The organism is Vibrio sp. DW001 (genome assembly GCF_029016285.1).
GTDB lineage: Bacteria > Pseudomonadota > Gammaproteobacteria > Enterobacterales > Vibrionaceae > Vibrio.
Map to the genome: position 1 here is coordinate 906261 of NZ_CP091975.1, position 15904 is coordinate 922164.

A 15904-nucleotide genomic window follows, 5' to 3' on the forward strand; every position below is an offset into this window, starting at 1 on the left:
TTAAAACAGAATGTTGGAGAAAGGCATTGACCTGAGCAAGTTCTTTCGTATAATCCACAACCTCAACGCTCCGTTAGCTCAGCTGGATAGAGCACCCGCCTTCTAAGCGGGTGGTCGCAGGTTCAAATCCTGCACGGAGTACCAAATTTCAAAAAGCCCTTATTGCTCATTGAGTAATAAGGGCTTTTTGTTTCTCGTAATAAGACAAACAGATTATGTGCGGTATTATTAGAATTCTTGGAATAATAGTGTGACTGAAGGCAAGTGTGAACAATAAATGACTAGAAACGATAAATTTCTAGTGGTTTAATGAGGTGCATGTCTCACGTAGTTGAGATGAATAAACCAGATAAAGTACCTATTTTATGGATGTTCCTGATATCAGTCATGGTTTAACCTTTGGATCCGCGATTGTTTTGCAGAATAAAGTTGTTCATGTTGATGAAGCATTTGCGTCATTGTTCGGTTTTACCTCGCTCGTTGATCTAAAAAGTTTCATATCAACCCCTCTACATTTAATCTCCCACGATTTTCATCAAAAAGTGCTGTCAAAAAGTATGTCGACTTCATTTGCGTCAGATTCGATGGATCCTAATGGGGAGATTTTTTTTACCGCCAATAGATTTGGTAAAACGATCGCTGTTTTTTCACTTATGCAAAAAACAACATGGAATAAAAAATCTGCGCTAGAAATATTATTATTCGACATTTCATCGAAAGTCAGTCCTCATCAACTTATTAATAGACCGAAATATGAAAGCCTAATCAAAAATTCCGTTCAAGGTGTTGTGATTCACCGTTTCTTTAAACCCTTGCTTATAAATCAAGCATGGGCTGATTTGATGGGTGTAGATTCTAAAGATGATTTTTTGGAAAATGGCAGCGTTCTTGATGTGATACCAAAAATACATCATGCAGGCGCATTGGATCGGTGTGAGAAGGTATTGCGTGGTGAAGCCGTCGGGGAAAGCCACATTATTGAAAACATTCGTTTAGATGGAACAAAGCGGTTCTTCAATATTTATGATCACGCGATTAACTGGGAAGGAGAGCCAGCCCTTGAAGTTGTCGCGGTTGATGTGACGGACAAGGTTGTCGCCCAACAGGAATTGGCTTACCGCGCCGATCATGATTCTCTTACTGATTTACTCAATCGTGATGCGTTATATAAATGGATTAAAGAGCATTGTCTTGATGTAAAGTCGATGAGCTGCATCCTTTTTGATATTGATAATTTTAAGAATGTTAATGATAGTTATGGGCACGAAGTGGGGGATTCTGTACTAAGGCATTTATCCTCTATTATAAAGAAACAAGTAGGTGACGACGGTGTTGTAGGACGATGGGGAGGAGAAGAGTTTATTATATTTTTGGCTGAATCATCGCAAGAAGTTAGCTATGAGCTCGCTGAAAAAATACGTTCATCGTGTGAAAGTTCGATACTCAACAGCCAGTATGGTGACATAAAAAACACACTCAGCATCGGTGTTAGCTTTACCGATGATTTTTCTAACACAATGCCAAAAGACCTCATTCGTATCGCCGATGAAAGAATGTATATCTCTAAACAATCAGGTAAAAATAGGGTCTCTTAATCTCTAGGACATTCGTTGACTACAGGTTATCGAATCGCATTTGTTTATAATAAAACTCTTTGTCTTTTTCCGATATTTTACGCATTACTTTGCATGGATTTCCCACTGCAACTACATTAGCTGGAATATCCTTTGTTACAATGCTGCCCGCACCAATAACGCTATTTTTTCCTATCGTTACCCCTGGGAGTACAACCGAATTTGCACCAATCCATACGTTTTCTTCTATGTGGATAGGTATATTAAACTGCGCTACTTTTTTCCTCATTTCCGGTTCAATCGGATGACCCGCGGTGGATAACGTCACGTTAGGAGCGATCATTACATAATCGCCAATATATATATGGGTATCATCCACCAAGGTGAGGTTGAAATTGGCATAAACATGGTTACCTAGATGAGTATGCTTGGCCCAATTCGCACGAAGAGGTGGTTCTATATAGCAGTTGTCCCCAACCTCAGCAAAGAGTTCAGAAAGCAACGCTTGCCGTTTATCTGATTCGGACGGCCGGCTATGATTGAAGTCATACAAAGTTTCTAAGCATTTCGTCTGCTCTTGCAATATTGAATCTTCGAAGAAATAGACGGTTTGTGCGTGCATTTTTTCTTTAATGTCCATCATCTGCCTTTGAGTTAATGATCTGCGATGCTGTCGATACCAATATTATTAACGAATTCCTTTCTAAAATTAAACGGTATTTCATCAAGCGTAGACCTACGTCCCCTTTTTAGTAGACGGGCTATCTTGACCACAAAGCAAGGACGGTTATGCACCTGCTATTAATAATGACAAACATCCCTAAACTATTACAATTTTCAGCCGATAATTATGTAGATCCAAAGATGCTAGGTATGGAGTTGAACCTCGGGAAGAAGGTTAGGTGTGCCTAAACTTAATTTAGAATGGAAGACCATATGAGAAATAATCAGCCTGTCACACAGAAAGAGCAACGGTTCACTTCTTCGGAAGACTTAGTATCAGTAACCGATTTGGATGGAAAGATTCGTTATGTGAATCAAGCGTTTCTCGAAATGAGTGGATTTACGCTAGAAGAGTTGATTGGGAAGGACCACAACATAGTGCGTCACCCTGATATGCCGAAAGCTGCATTTGAAGACCTATGGAAGACGGTACGTACAGGCAATGGCTGGCGTGGGTTTGTTAAAAACCGTTGTAAAAATGGTGACCATTATTGGGTCGATGCATTTGTTACTCCGGTTATGAAACAGGGCAAGGTGATTGGTTACCAATCCGTTCGTTCAGAGCCTTCTAGAGAGCAAGTTAGCAAGGCTGATCAGCTATATAAGAAACTGAGAAACAATGATTCGTTAAAACTACCGAAGATTAAGTTTATCCATCGGTTAACCTTTAAGAGTTTGTTCAATTTTACTTCTGTTGTGAATCTATTGATTTTACTTTTCGCAATATTCATGGCCTATCAAGATGCACATCCTGCGTTATTGATGCTACTTGGCGTTTCAATGTTACTGACGTTGTTTAATTGGTGGCGCTCCATCGTCGGGTTAATTCAACCATTGGATGAGATTCGTATCAGATTACGAGAGATGGCCAGCGGCGACTACAATCAACAAATTCATCTCGAATCGATGAATGAAGTAGGACGCGCCATGATGGCAGTGAAACTTCTACAGGCGAGGAGTAAAACCGTTTTAGGTCAGGTGTCTAGTGCTGCGGGTGATTTGATTATATCTGCTGAGCAGCTTTCTGGCACCAGTTATTCAATGACGAAAACCATGGCTAATCAGTCCAATCATACCACTCAAGTTGCTACGGCGATGAGTGAAATGAGCTCTACGGTTGATGAAGTGTCAAGCAATGCACAAAACTCTTCTGATACCACTACCGCAGCTCAGCAGACAGTGGTTGATGGTGACAGCGTCGTAAAGGATGCTTTACATTCAATGGAAGCATTTTCACTAGAATTAACCAATACTACCAAGCAAATTAATACCCTTTCTGCCAATAGCGAACAGATTAGCCAGATTACTAACGTGATCAGTGAAATTGCGGACCAAACTAATCTATTAGCGCTAAACGCAGCAATAGAAGCGGCAAGAGCCGGGGAGTATGGTCGAGGTTTCGCTGTTGTTGCTGATGAGGTGAGAAATCTTGCATCTCGTACACAAGACGCAACCCAAGAGATAAGAACCATGTTAGATGATTTATCTAGTGGCATTAAAAATTCCGCTGAGACGATAAAAAGAAATAACCAAGAAGCTCAAAATGCGTTAGAAAAAGTGGCGTCGTCGCGGGATATCTTTGCCCAAGTAGCACAAGGTATGGAACTTATTAATGATATGACAACTCAAATAGCTACTGCGGCAGAAGAGCAGAGTTTAGTTGCCGTTGAAATGAGCAGCAATATTGAGACTATTAGCATTGAAGCCGTATCAACGGAAGAGGAAGCGAGAAAACTTCAAGATAAAGCCTCTCAATTAAACGATAGCGCTGTTCACTTGCAAGACCTGATGAGTGACTTTGATCTAGGCAATCAAAATAATGCCATCTCGAGAAGATGAAATAATAAGGAAACCTAGTTGTGTTTGACCGCCAGCAACGTCAAATTGATTGGCGGTTTCTTTTTAATGCTGTATTGATATTGTAGATAACAATGCACCTTGGAAAACGACCCTTTAGCTAACTCTAGAGAGTGAAAATTATTCAATCATGACCAATCCTATTACCCTAGATGCACTGCGTATTTTAGATGCGATAGATAGAAAAGAAAGTTTCGCTGCCGCCGCTGAAGAGCTTTACCGAGTGCCATCGGCAGTCTCTTATACAGTAAAAAAACTGGAAGAGGATCTTAGTGTCGTCATATTTGATCGAAGTAAAAGAAAAGCCGAGTTCACAGTGACGGGGCAATTGTTACTGAAGCATGGCCGTTCTATATTGCAGGCAACGGATAATCTATCAAAACTGGTTATCCAAGCTGAAAGTGGGTGGGAACCAGAACTAAGAATCTGCGTTGACAATATTATAAATTGTCAGCCTATCTATACGCTAATTGGCGAGTTTCAAAAACATCATCCACATGTAGAGATCAAACTGGTAGAAGAGGTATTTGGTGGTACTTTTGATGCACTAGATTCTGGGCGTGTCGATCTTGCGATAGGTACACCCTTAGACATTGATACCATCAAATATCAATGTTTAGGAATAGGCAAAATCGACTTTGTGTTCGCTGTAGCCAGCGATCATCCTTTGACGGCGTTACGTCAGCCGATCACAATCGAAGAAGTAAAACAGTACCCTTCCATAGTCGTTTCAGACAGCTCTAGGAACCTACCTGCAAAGTCTTCGGGTATCTTTGAAGGTCAACGAAGACTGACGGTCCCAACAGTAGACAAAAAAATTACACTGCATCTTTTGGGATTAGGTGTGGGGTATTTACCTTTGTTTAGAATAAGAAAAGAGCTAGATTCAGGTGAGCTTGTTGTTTTAGAGACGTCTCCACTAACGAATCGAAGCAATAGTTTAGGAATCGGATGGCGTAAAGATAACACAGGAAAAGCGCTCAATTGGTTTATAGAAAAGCTATCAGAATTGAAAAGAGAAGAATTTGTGAGCTGAAACTAAAAAACTCTGAAGCATATGTTACCAGTATGTAATAAATGACACATTTGTACTCTTTTTATGTGTCAATTCCCACCCATTTATACTCCCTCGATAATTCCCCTAGTAATACAATACATTGATTAAGCGGCAATAGAGCCCGTGCTACAAGGAATGTAAAATTATTGTTAATAGTTGGCTTGCTTATTGCCTTATGTAGTCCATGCAGAGCCCAAAGATGGGCCTGTTTAAATCATATGGAGAATAAAAATGATCAAGCCACTTACCCTACTGTCTGTGTCTGCACTTGCCTTAACGAGTTTCAATGCTGCTGCTAACTGTGATCCTGGTGAAATCGTCATCAAGTTTAGCCACGTAACCAATACAGATAAGCACCCTAAAGGTATCGCTGCCTCTTTACTAGAGACACGCGTAAATGAAGAGATGAATGGAAAAGCTTGTATGCAAGTGTTCCCTAACTCTACTTTGTATGATGATGACAAAGTACTAGAAGCCTTGTTAAATGGTGATGTTCAAATGGCCGCTCCATCTCTATCAAAATTTGAAAAAATCACGAAGAAATATCGTATTTTTGACCTTCCTTTCCTTTTTGAAGATGTAGATGCCGTAGACCGTTTCCAAAACTCTGAATCTGGTGACAAGCTTAAAAATGCGATGAAACGACGCGGCCTTAAAGGCCTTGCATTCTGGCACAACGGTATGAAACAAATGTCTGCGAATAAGCCATTGATGCTCCCATCGGATGCTGAAGGCCTCAAATTTCGTGTACAAGCTTCAGATGTTCTAGTTGCACAGTTTGAGCAATTGGGTGCTAATCCGCAGAAAATGTCGTTCAAAGAAGTGTATGGCGGCTTGCAAACTAAAGTTATCGACGGGCAAGAGAATACGTGGTCCAACATCTATGGTAAGAAGTTCTTTGAAGTACAAGATGGTGTGACAGAAACCAACCACGGTATCCTAGATTATCTTGTTGTTACTTCAAATAAATTTTGGGACAACCTACCTAATGATGTTCGCGATCAGTTGGGTAAAATTGTGATGGAAGTGACCGCCACTCGTAACTCAGAGTCAAGTAAAGTGAATGCAACCAATAGGCAAAACATCATTGATGCAGGTGGAGTAGTGCGAACGTTATCCTCTGAGCAGCGTCAAGCTTGGGTTGATGCACTTAAACCCGTTTGGAGCAAATATGAAAAAGATATTGGTTCCGAGTTAATCGATGCTGCCTTGGCATCAAATAAGTAATCCGCAAAGCATGGGTAGGATTCTACCCATGCAACTTACAATAATAATGATAGCGGAGAATCCTCATGATACGGACGTTTTTTTCTAAAGTAGAAAGGGCAACCGACCTCCTTGAAGAAACCTTAATCGCTGGTTTCCTTGGGATAATGACCTTGCTTACTTTTACCAATGTTGTATTTCGTTATGTACTGAATGACAATATTTTATGGGCTCTTGAATTAACAGTATTTATGTTTGCATGGATGGTGCTAGTTGGTGCTTCTTACGGTGTAAAAAGGCACTTTCATATCGGTGTAGATGTTGTGATTAACATGGCACCAAAGGGGCTACAAAAGGTATATGCGATTATCGCTGTGTCTCTTTGTCTCTGTTTTTCGGTCATGCTGCTCATTGGTTCTTGGAATTACTGGTATCCGTTTATTTCTGAACGTGCGTGGTACGAAACGGATGACATTCCTATGCCAGAAATGTTGCAATTTTTAGCCGATCTTCTCAACGAAGGTGAGCGTTACGAAAAGCTACCTCGATTTATACCCTATGCAGTGCTACCAATCAGTATGGCAACGCTTACTGCAAGATTTCTTCAAGCCGCCTATAAAATTATAGTGGGTGATCTGGATAGATTAATTGCCAGCCATGAGGCAGAAGAAAACCTCGAAGCATTAAAAGCTGACGTTCTTAAAAATGACGAGAAGGAGGGGTAAATTATGGCAATTTTATTTCTATTTATAATGGTTATCGCTTTCATGCTTGTTGGCGTTCCAATCGCTATTTCTCTTGGTTTAGCGAGCATGTTTTTCTTGATGATTCATTCAGATGCATCTCTTGCGTCAGTTGCGCAAACATTGTTTAACGCTTTTGCAGGACATTACACCCTTTTAGCTATTCCATTCTTTATTCTTGCTTCGAGTTTCATGTCTACCGGTGGCGTTGCGCGTCGAATTATTCGATTTGCTATTGCGATGGTAGGTTGGTTCCGTGGTGGCCTTGCCATCGCATCTGTTGTGGCCTGTATGATGTTTGCGGCGCTGTCTGGGTCATCTCCCGCTACAGTGGTTGCCATTGGGAGTATCGTCATCGCTGGTATGGTAAAAAATGGATACAGCAAGGAATTCGCGGCAGGTGTTATCTGTAATGCAGGGACGCTAGGCATCCTCATTCCACCTTCAATCGTGATGGTGGTATACGCGGCAGCAACGGATGTCTCTGTAGGACGTATGTTTCTAGCGGGCGTAGTTCCCGGTTTGCTTGCTGGTCTGATGCTTATCATTGCCATTTATATTACGGCTCGTGTTAAAAATCTACCTAAGCAACCGTTTGTTGGTTGGTCTGAAGCATTTAAAGCAGCCAAAGATGCAAGTTGGGGTTTATTGCTTATTGTCATCATTTTAGGTGGTATTTATGGCGGCATATTTACGCCTACCGAAGCGGCGGCTGTCGCGGCAGTATACGCTTTCTTAATCGCTAATTTTATCTACAAAGATATGGGGCCTTTTGCGGACAAGGAGAATAAGAAACCTTGGTTCATCAAAATCTTCCAGGCGTTTGTACACAAAGATACCCACGCAACGTTATATGATGCGGGTAAGTTAACCATTATGTTGTTATTTATCATCGCTAACGCTTTGATATTAAAGCATGTTCTGACCGAAGAACGCATTCCGCAAATGATTACAGAATCCATGCTATCGGCTGGTCTGGGACCGATCACCTTCTTAATTGTTGTCAATGTTCTGTTACTGATTGGTGGTCAGTTTATGGAGCCATCAGGGTTGTTGATTATCGTGGCACCTTTAGTTTTCCCAATAGCTATCGCATTAGGTATTGATCCTATTCATCTTGGTATCATTATGGTGGTGAATATGGAAATAGGGATGATAACACCACCCGTTGGCCTCAATCTCTTTGTTACTGCGGGGGTAGCGAAGATGTCGATGTTAGCCGTTGTGAAAGCCGCGCTACCATGGGTCGGCGTTATGTTTTTGTTCCTGATCATCGTAACGTACGTACCATGGGTATCAACGTGGTTACCGACATCCCTGATGGGCCCTGAGATTATTATTAAATAGTAATGTGTCAATTTAGTTCTATAAAATAAAAATGCAGCGCTTTAGCGCTGCATTTTTTTAATTTAACTTATAGTTATCTTTGTCCAACTCATAACGCTGCATTTTGTCATATAGTGTCTTGCGTGCGAGGTTTAGAATTTCCATGGTATCTTTGATACTGCCTCCCGATTCAATCAGTGCATTCTCTATGGCGGAACGCTCAAATTCAGAGACTTGTTCGGCAAGACTTGAAGCGGTGGGTGCATTGTCTGAATCCTGATCAAGTTGTACTAGCTTACCGAGTAAAACAAATCGCTCTGCTGCGTTTCGAAGCTCTCTTACATTGCCCGGCCAACGATGAGATATCAACGTCTGAAGCTCTGTTTGAGGAAGAGTGGTTGCTGCTTTTTTATAGCGAGCTGCCGCGACCAATAAAAAGTGGTGGAATAGGGCAGGAATGTCCTCCTTTCTTTCTCGAAGAGGGGGCAAGTCCAAAGTAACGACGTTTAGGCGATAGTAAAGATCTTGTCTAAATGTCCCTTCGATAGCCGCTAGTTTTAGATCGACTTTCGTTGCAGCAATTACTCGAATATCGAGAGGTATCATCTGATTAGAACCGACACGTTCGATGTTTCTCTCTTGGAGGACTCTAAGTAACTTTATCTGAGCCTGCATAGGCATGGATTCGATTTCATCCAAGAATAGTGTGCCACCTTGGGCAAACTCAAACTTACCGATACGCTTGCTTTCTGCTCCGGTAAATGCCCCCTTTTCATGTCCGTAGAGCTCGCTCTCGATCAGATTTTCTGGCACCGCTCCACAGTTTACCGCGACAAAGTTGTTTTTCCGGCGACTGCTCTGTTCATGCAAAGACCGGGCGACTAACTCTTTACCCGTACCGGTTTCTCCAAACAACAATATATCTGCGTTGGTATCTGCCACATGGGTGATGGTCTTCCTAAGGCCTTGGACGCTGTCGGCTTCACCAATAATACGAGGTCCTAACGTTTTATTCGCTTTCAATGCCTGTTTTAGCTGTTTGTTCTCTTCCGTAAGTTGGCGTTTATCGATGGCTCTCTTAACAGTGTCTATCAGTCTATCATTTGAAAAAGGTTTCTCAATAAAATCATAAGCGCCGTCATGCATCGACTGTACGGCCATCGATATATCACCATGACCCGTGATTAAAATTACAGGTAAGTCAGCGTCTTGGCTTTTAAAACTGTTTAGTAGCGCTTGCCCCGAGATGCCTGGCAAACAGATATCCGTAACTACGACATAAGGTAAACCATCATTTTTGGCTGCGATTAACGCCGACTCAGCATCGGGAAAAAACTGAGCAGAAATATCCTCTAGTTCAAAGCTTTGCTCATGGGCAAGTCTCATATCGGGTTCATCATCAATGAAAAATACGTCGTACATGGTTATATCCTTATTTACAGCAAGCTCTGCTTATTCTTCGATATTGACTTTTTTTAGAGTAATTGTGAATCTTGCACCTCCTAGCCCTGCGACACCGGAATAGAGATCACCGCCCATAGTCTGCATAATTTGCAAAGAGATAGACAAACCTAAGCCTAATCCATTCTTCTTCGTTGTGTAGAAAGGTTCGAAAAGATGCTGTTGGTCTTTTATTTTTAGCCCTCGGCCTGAATCATCAATATGGATAAGTATTTCTGTCTCTGTTTCGCAAAGCGTTATTTCAACCTTTCTTGTTTCTGCGTTGGTTAACTCATCCATGGCGTTGGTCATTAGGTTAATCAAGACTTGCTCTAGATGGATCAAATTAACCTTACCAACCAGTTTGTCGTTTTCGATATGTGTGGCGAGTTGGATTTGATGCGCTCTATATTGTGGTTTTACTAACTCCATAGAAGAAATAATAATGGGATATATTTGAGCAACAACAAGTTCATCGCTGGATGTTTTCCGCGCGAAAGATTTTAACTGTTGGCTAATATTCGCCATTCTATCCGTCAATGCGGAAATTCGGGTGAGGTTATCCGTTGTTCTTTCTGGTTGGCCTCTATCTAAAAAGCGTTTGCCGTTCTCCGCGAAGCTCCTGATGGCGGCTAAGGGGTTGTTAAGTTCATGACTGATACTAGCAGACATTTGACCTAAAACGGCTAGCTTAGCCGCCTGAATAAGCTCTTCCTGTGTTTGCATTAACATAACTTCGGTCTTTTCTCTTTCGTCTATTTCCATTTGAAGTTCAGCAGTACGCTCCATAACCTGAAACTCCAATTTTTGCTTTGCTTCCATTTCTATTTGGGCAATTTGACGCTGCTTAATTTGCCGATTTCGAATCAAAAGCCATATCACAAAAACCAGCGCGTAAACTAACGTGGTTATCATGAAGAAATCGAATAGTTGCCAAAAAAGAAGAAGGGTTGGTGCCAGTACTCTGATTTCCAATTCTTGGGAATTTAGGGGCTGTTTAGCACTGAGGTATCGATGACTGAAAAAGACCGATGTGTTTTTTCTTATTTCACCTATTTGCGTCGAATGGTCTGTAGAGAACCCAAGACTTTCTATTTGTTTATCAAGGTAACGACGACCTTCTGCAATCTCCGCTTTCAGGGTATCAGAGATAGAAAACAGGCTTCGATAGAGCCATTTCTCATTGCTCGACATAAATATGACGCCGTTAGGGTCGGCCGCAATAAAGTAACTGTTTTCGCTGGACCAGTTTTCTTCTATATCGCTAAGGTCTGTTTTTACCACAACAACGCCTAGTCGTTCTGCCGCGAAAACAATAGGATATGAATAATAGAACCCCCGTTTTCCTGATGTGGAACCAAGGGCAAAATATTGCCCTCTCTGACCGTTGATAGCCTGTTGGAAATAGGGGCGAAAAGCAAAATTTCTACCGACGAAAGATTTGTCTGTATGCCAATTGTTTGAGGCGATAGTGGTGCCATCCTTATCCAAAAGGTAGGTATCAGACGCACCAATAATCGCATTCACATTCTGTAAATATCGGTTGGTGATATCTATCTGCGCACCGTTTTGAGGGCTGGTTAATGCATCGATCAACTCGCTATCTTTTGATAATAACTGAGGAATATAGGCGTACTTATCGAGCTGACTAGACAATTGACTCGTAAAGCGATTTAATTGAACCAGATTTTCTTCGTTTTGGTCTTCGTAAGTGGTGTGCCAGTATGCCTTGCCCCCAATTAAGATGGTAAGTAAATACAAAATAATAATAATTGAGGATATGCGTCTTAGTTTAACCATCTAAGTTTACCTAATGAACAATTAGTTCTAGGTTAAAGGCTCCCAGAAAACTTACCAATTTAAGGGGGTAAAACAAGACAAAGATCTCTTTTTAGTCATTTTAGGAAAAAAATCATCTCTCTCTATTGAAAAAACAGTTATTGTCCCCATTTCTGATGCGACATGGTAAAATAAGTTATAAATTTACCGATTTGTCGTCAACTTCTAGTGAGAATTCAGAACTTCTCTCGACAGCTATTCGTCATATCGCTAGAATGTCGCGTCTAAAATTTTGGTTCTGAGACTAATCGGAGATACCTTGCTCGTTACTTTGTTTCGTCAGAGTGTGAGAAAAGATATCGCTAATTAGTCCGATGCATCTCTTTCGTGAGTGAATGCTTACGAGAGTGTTTTGCATCAATTCTCGATTTAAATCTGTACTTCAATGAAGTACGACACACGGATATGGTCATAACCTAAAGACGGTTGGTGGCTAAAATACTCAGTAATCTGAGTTAGTTTTGAGGTTTATATATAATGCAAGCTACTGTTGAAACTCTTGAAGGCCTAGAACGCCGTCTAAATATTACTGTTCCTGCTGCAAACATCGAAGATGCAGTAACAGCGGAACTTCGCAACATCGCTAAAAATCGTCGTTTCGATGGTTTTCGTAAAGGCAAAGTGCCTATGAAGATGGTTGCAAAAATGTACGGTAAAGCTGTACGTCAAGATGCTATGGGTGAAGTTATGCAACGCCATTTCATCGAAGCGATCGTAAAAGAGAAAATCAACCCAGCGGGCGCACCTACTTTTGCTCCTGTTGAGAATGAAGCAGGAAAAGATCTGGTATTTACTGCGACTTTTGAAGTCTACCCTGAAGTAGAACTTAAGGGTTTAGAGAACATTGTTGTTGAAAAACCAACCGTGGACGTTAACGATTCTGATGTTGATGAAATGATTGAAACGCTACGTAAGCAACAAGCTTCGTGGACAGAAGTTGATACCGCTGCAGAGGAAGGTTCTCGTGCGACTATCGATTTCATTGGTTCTATCGACGGTGAAGAGTTTGAAGGCGGAAAAGCGGATAACTTCCCTCTAGAAATGGGCCAGGGTCGTATGATTCCAGGTTTTGAAGATGGAATTATGGGTAAAGTCAAAGGTACTGAGTTTGAAATTGACGTCGCTTTCCCAGAAGATTACCACGCTGAAAACCTAAAAGGTAAGCAAGCTAAGTTCCAAATCAAAGTGAACAAAGTTGAAACTCAGGACTTACCTGAAATCAACGACGAATTTGTTGCTAAGTTTGGTGTTTCTGAAGGTGGTGTTGACGCACTTAAAGCTGAAGTTCGCAAAAATATGGAACGTGAGCTTAAGCAAGCAATCAAAAACAAAATCAAAGAACAAGCTATTGACGGCCTAGTAAAAGAAAACAACATCGATGTTCCTACTGCTGTTGTTGACCAAGAGATTGGTGTTTTACGTAAGCAAGCTGCACAGCGTTTTGGTGGTAACCCAGAAGCCGCCGAGCAACTTCCTCGTGAATTGTTCGAAGAACAAGCTAAGCGTCGCGTAGTGGTTGGTCTTCTTCTTGGTGAAGTAATCAAAGCTGAAGAACTAAAAGCTGACGATGAAAAAGTGAAAGCACTTATCTCTGAGATGGCGACGGCTTACGAAGATCCAACAGAAGTTGTTTCTTACTACGAGCAAAATGAAGAGATGATGAACAACATGCGTAACGTTGCTCTAGAAGAGCAAGCTATTGACGCTATCATCGCTAAAGCTCAGGTTTCTGATAAAGAAACAAGCTTCAACGAATTAATGAACCAACAGCAGCCTGCTTAATTTCAGGTCTGTTTGGTAGAAGCAATGTCGTGAGATGTACGCTTCTAAGTAATTAATTGTGGTCCGTTTGTGCATTCATTCGGACCATATTTTTACTATTTTATATAAGTATTTTTGCGAGTGACTAAGTTGCATTGTTATCATTTTGTAACAGAAAACATGCGAAAACGTACAATTGTCAATCAATCACTTAAGAATATTTAATTTATTCTTGTTTATTCTCTAATATTGATTTAGATATTTATATAAAGCGGTAATTTTTTTAGGGATATCAAATGAGCTACCAAGAAAAAAATGTAATGTCTCCGATTATTGATGCACTTGTTCCAATGGTTGTTGAGCAAACTTCCCGCGGTGAGCGTTCTTATGACATCTATTCTCGTCTACTTAAAGAACGTGTGATTTTCCTTACGGGTCAGGTTGAAGACCATATGGCGAATCTCGTTGTGGCTCAGCTATTATTCCTTGAGTCGGAAAATCCAGACAAAGATATATTTCTATATATCAATTCGCCAGGCGGTAGTGTTACTGCAGGCATGTCTATTTACGACACAATGCAGTTCATTAAGCCAAACATTAGTACAGTATGTATGGGGCAAGCATGCTCTATGGGTGCCTTCTTACTAGCTGGTGGTGCACAAGGTAAGCGTTACTGTTTGCCTAATTCTCGAGTGATGATTCACCAACCACTTGGCGGTTTCCAAGGTCAAGCGTCAGACATTCAGATTCACGCACAAGAAATCTTAACGATTAAGCAAAAGCTGAATAAGTTACTTGCTGAACATACAGGTCAACCCCTTGAAGTGGTTGAAAATGATACTGACCGTGACAACTTTATGTCTGCGGATCAGGCGGTTGAATACGGATTAGTGGATGCGATACTCAATCATCGAGGCGAATAGAACGTAAGCACCTACAATTAGTAGACTTATGTTTTACAAGAAAATCGATGAGATTTGATATACACTCAATCTATAAGGTAAAGGCTAAGAGGTTAGCGAATGACAGATAAAAGCAAAGAGAGCAGCGGCGGAAAATTACTGTATTGCTCTTTCTGCGGTAAGAGCCAGCACGAAGTTCGCAAGCTAATTGCAGGTCCTTCGGTTTACGTCTGTGATGAATGTGTCGACTTATGTAACGATATCATTCGTGAAGAGATTAAAGATGTTCTGCCGAAGAAAGAGTCAGAAGCACTACCGACTCCGCGCAATATCCGTGAACACCTTGACGATTATGTAATTGGTCAAGATTACGCTAAGAAAGTGTTAGCAGTTGCGGTCTATAATCACTACAAACGTTTACGTAATGGCGATACCACAGCAGAAGGTGTGGAATTGGGTAAAAGTAACATCTTGCTTATCGGCCCAACAGGCAGCGGTAAAACATTGTTAGCAGAAACGCTTGCTCGTTTCCTAGACGTTCCGTTTACTATGGCTGATGCAACTACACTAACCGAAGCCGGTTATGTTGGTGAAGATGTTGAAAATATCATCCAAAAGCTTCTACAAAAATGTGATTATGATGTCGCTAAAGCGGAGCGCGGAATCGTTTATATCGATGAGATCGACAAGATTTCTCGTAAAGCTGAGAATCCGTCAATTACACGTGATGTTTCGGGCGAAGGTGTTCAACAAGCACTTCTAAAGCTGGTTGAAGGTACCGTTGCTTCCGTTCCTCCTCAAGGGGGCCGTAAGCACCCACAACAAGAGTTTTTGCAGGTAGATACCTCTAAGATTCTGTTTATTTGTGGTGGTGCATTTTCAGGCCTTGATAAAGTAATCGAACAACGTGTTTCAACGGGTTCAGGTATTGGTTTTGGTGCTGAAGTTCGTTCAAAAGACGAGACTAAAACGGTCGGTGAATTGTTTAAACAAGTGGAACCGGAAGATCTAGTTAAGTACGGTTTAATTCCAGAATTTATTGGTCGTTTACCAGTGACTACAACGCTAACTGAACTTGATGAAGAAGCGTTGATTCAGATATTGTGTGTGCCTAAGAATGCGCTTACTAAGCAATACGCAGCACTATTTGAGATAGAAAATACTGAACTTGAGTTCCGTGAAGATGCACTTAAAGCCATTGCCAAAAAAGCAATGGAGCGTAAGACAGGTGCACGTGGTCTACGCTCTATTCTTGAAAGTGTATTGCTTGAGACTATGTATGAGCTGCCATCGTCTACAGACGTAAGTAAAGTTGTAATAGATGAATCGGTTATTAACGGTGAATCTGAGCCTTTACTTATCTATGACGGAAAAGAGAATCAAGCGGCTGGTGCTGAGTCATAAGTATCACGATTTACTTGCACTAAAATTTAAAAAGGGAGATACGTTGTATCTCCCTTTTTTTACCTATTTTTT

Annotated in this window: 12 protein-coding genes and 1 tRNA gene; 10 read left to right on the forward strand and 3 right to left on the reverse strand. The window is 41.1% G+C overall.

The window, feature by feature from the left end; translation table 11 throughout:
* Positions 1 to 67: 67 nt before the first annotated feature.
* Positions 68 to 144 (forward strand) — tRNA-Arg (locus tag L3V77_RS04415).
* Between the two features lie 221 nt (positions 145 to 365).
* Positions 366 to 1595, forward strand: a complete 1230-nt coding sequence (locus L3V77_RS04420; protein WP_275135901.1) for a sensor domain-containing diguanylate cyclase — start codon at positions 366 to 368, stop codon at positions 1593 to 1595.
* Between the two features lie 19 nt (positions 1596 to 1614).
* Here the strand turns inward: L3V77_RS04420 and L3V77_RS04425 are convergent, their stop codons facing one another.
* Positions 1615 to 2214, reverse strand: a complete 600-nt coding sequence (locus tag L3V77_RS04425) for a sugar O-acetyltransferase (protein ID WP_275136691.1) — start codon at positions 2212 to 2214, stop codon at positions 1615 to 1617.
* A gap of 296 nt (positions 2215 to 2510) precedes the next feature.
* Between L3V77_RS04425 and L3V77_RS04430 the strand changes: the two genes are divergently transcribed.
* The 5 genes from L3V77_RS04430 to L3V77_RS04450 all read left to right on the forward strand — a co-directional run bounded on the left by L3V77_RS04430 (position 2511) and on the right by L3V77_RS04450 (position 8507).
* A complete protein-coding gene (locus L3V77_RS04430) occupies positions 2511 to 4136 on the forward strand; it encodes a PAS domain-containing methyl-accepting chemotaxis protein (RefSeq protein ID WP_275135902.1) in 1626 nt (541 codons plus the stop codon).
* Positions 4137 to 4284: 148 nt separating this feature from the next.
* Positions 4285 to 5190, forward strand: a complete 906-nt coding sequence (locus L3V77_RS04435; RefSeq protein ID WP_275135903.1) for a LysR substrate-binding domain-containing protein — start codon at positions 4285 to 4287, stop codon at positions 5188 to 5190.
* A 252-nt stretch (positions 5191 to 5442) separates the two neighbouring features.
* Complete coding sequence (locus L3V77_RS04440; RefSeq protein WP_275135904.1) at positions 5443 to 6438, forward strand: TRAP transporter substrate-binding protein; 996 nt, start codon at positions 5443 to 5445, stop codon at positions 6436 to 6438.
* Between the two features lie 65 nt (positions 6439 to 6503).
* Positions 6504 to 7142: a TRAP transporter small permease gene (locus tag L3V77_RS04445; protein WP_275135905.1), complete on the forward strand. Its 639-nt coding sequence runs from the start codon at positions 6504 to 6506 to the stop codon at positions 7140 to 7142.
* Between the two features lie 3 nt (positions 7143 to 7145).
* Positions 7146 to 8507 carry a TRAP transporter large permease gene (locus tag L3V77_RS04450; RefSeq protein ID WP_275135906.1) on the forward strand — a complete coding sequence of 454 codons (1362 nt, stop codon included), beginning with the start codon at positions 7146 to 7148 and terminating at the stop codon, positions 8505 to 8507.
* 57 nt (positions 8508 to 8564) lie between these two features.
* Here L3V77_RS04450 and L3V77_RS04455 read toward each other — a convergent pair whose 3' ends face one another.
* Together L3V77_RS04455 and L3V77_RS04460 are read right to left on the reverse strand one after the other, a co-directional pair.
* Positions 8565 to 9908 carry a sigma-54 dependent transcriptional regulator gene (locus L3V77_RS04455; protein WP_275135907.1) on the reverse strand — a complete coding sequence of 448 codons (1344 nt, stop codon included), beginning with the start codon at positions 9906 to 9908 and terminating at the stop codon, positions 8565 to 8567.
* 30 nt (positions 9909 to 9938) lie between these two features.
* Complete coding sequence (locus L3V77_RS04460) at positions 9939 to 11726, reverse strand: ATP-binding protein (protein WP_275135908.1); 1788 nt, start codon at positions 11724 to 11726, stop codon at positions 9939 to 9941.
* Positions 11727 to 12242: 516 nt separating this feature from the next.
* Here L3V77_RS04460 and tig point away from each other — a divergent pair.
* From tig to clpX, 3 genes are all read left to right on the forward strand, one after another.
* Complete coding sequence (tig, locus tag L3V77_RS04465; RefSeq protein ID WP_275135909.1) at positions 12243 to 13547, forward strand: trigger factor; 1305 nt, start codon at positions 12243 to 12245, stop codon at positions 13545 to 13547.
* Between the two features lie 275 nt (positions 13548 to 13822).
* Positions 13823 to 14449, forward strand: coding sequence for an ATP-dependent Clp endopeptidase proteolytic subunit ClpP (clpP, locus tag L3V77_RS04470; protein ID WP_275135910.1), 627 nt, complete (start codon positions 13823 to 13825; stop codon positions 14447 to 14449).
* Between the two features lie 99 nt (positions 14450 to 14548).
* Positions 14549 to 15832: an ATP-dependent protease ATP-binding subunit ClpX gene (gene clpX, locus L3V77_RS04475; protein WP_275135911.1), complete on the forward strand. Its 1284-nt coding sequence runs from the start codon at positions 14549 to 14551 to the stop codon at positions 15830 to 15832.
* Positions 15833 to 15904: the final 72 nt, after the last annotated feature.

Bases quoted from the DNA above. Each gene is read 5' to 3' on its own strand.
- L3V77_RS04420 (WP_275135901.1), top strand. From the start codon at position 366: ATGGATGTTCCTGATATCAGTCATGGTTTAACCTTTGGATCCGCGATT.
- L3V77_RS04425 (WP_275136691.1), bottom strand. From the start codon at position 2,214: ATGGACATTAAAGAAAAAATGCACGCACAAACCGTCTATTTCTTCGAA.
- L3V77_RS04430 (WP_275135902.1), top strand. From the start codon at position 2,511: ATGAGAAATAATCAGCCTGTCACACAGAAAGAGCAACGGTTCACTTCT.
- L3V77_RS04435 (WP_275135903.1), top strand. From the start codon at position 4,285: ATGACCAATCCTATTACCCTAGATGCACTGCGTATTTTAGATGCGATA.
- L3V77_RS04440 (WP_275135904.1), top strand. From the start codon at position 5,443: ATGATCAAGCCACTTACCCTACTGTCTGTGTCTGCACTTGCCTTAACG.
- L3V77_RS04445 (WP_275135905.1), top strand. From the start codon at position 6,504: ATGATACGGACGTTTTTTTCTAAAGTAGAAAGGGCAACCGACCTCCTT.
- L3V77_RS04450 (WP_275135906.1), top strand. From the start codon at position 7,146: ATGGCAATTTTATTTCTATTTATAATGGTTATCGCTTTCATGCTTGTT.
- L3V77_RS04455 (WP_275135907.1), bottom strand. From the start codon at position 9,908: ATGTACGACGTATTTTTCATTGATGATGAACCCGATATGAGACTTGCC.
- L3V77_RS04460 (WP_275135908.1), bottom strand. From the start codon at position 11,726: ATGGTTAAACTAAGACGCATATCCTCAATTATTATTATTTTGTATTTA.
- tig (WP_275135909.1), top strand. From the start codon at position 12,243: ATGCAAGCTACTGTTGAAACTCTTGAAGGCCTAGAACGCCGTCTAAAT.
- clpP (WP_275135910.1), top strand. From the start codon at position 13,823: ATGAGCTACCAAGAAAAAAATGTAATGTCTCCGATTATTGATGCACTT.
- clpX (WP_275135911.1), top strand. From the start codon at position 14,549: ATGACAGATAAAAGCAAAGAGAGCAGCGGCGGAAAATTACTGTATTGC.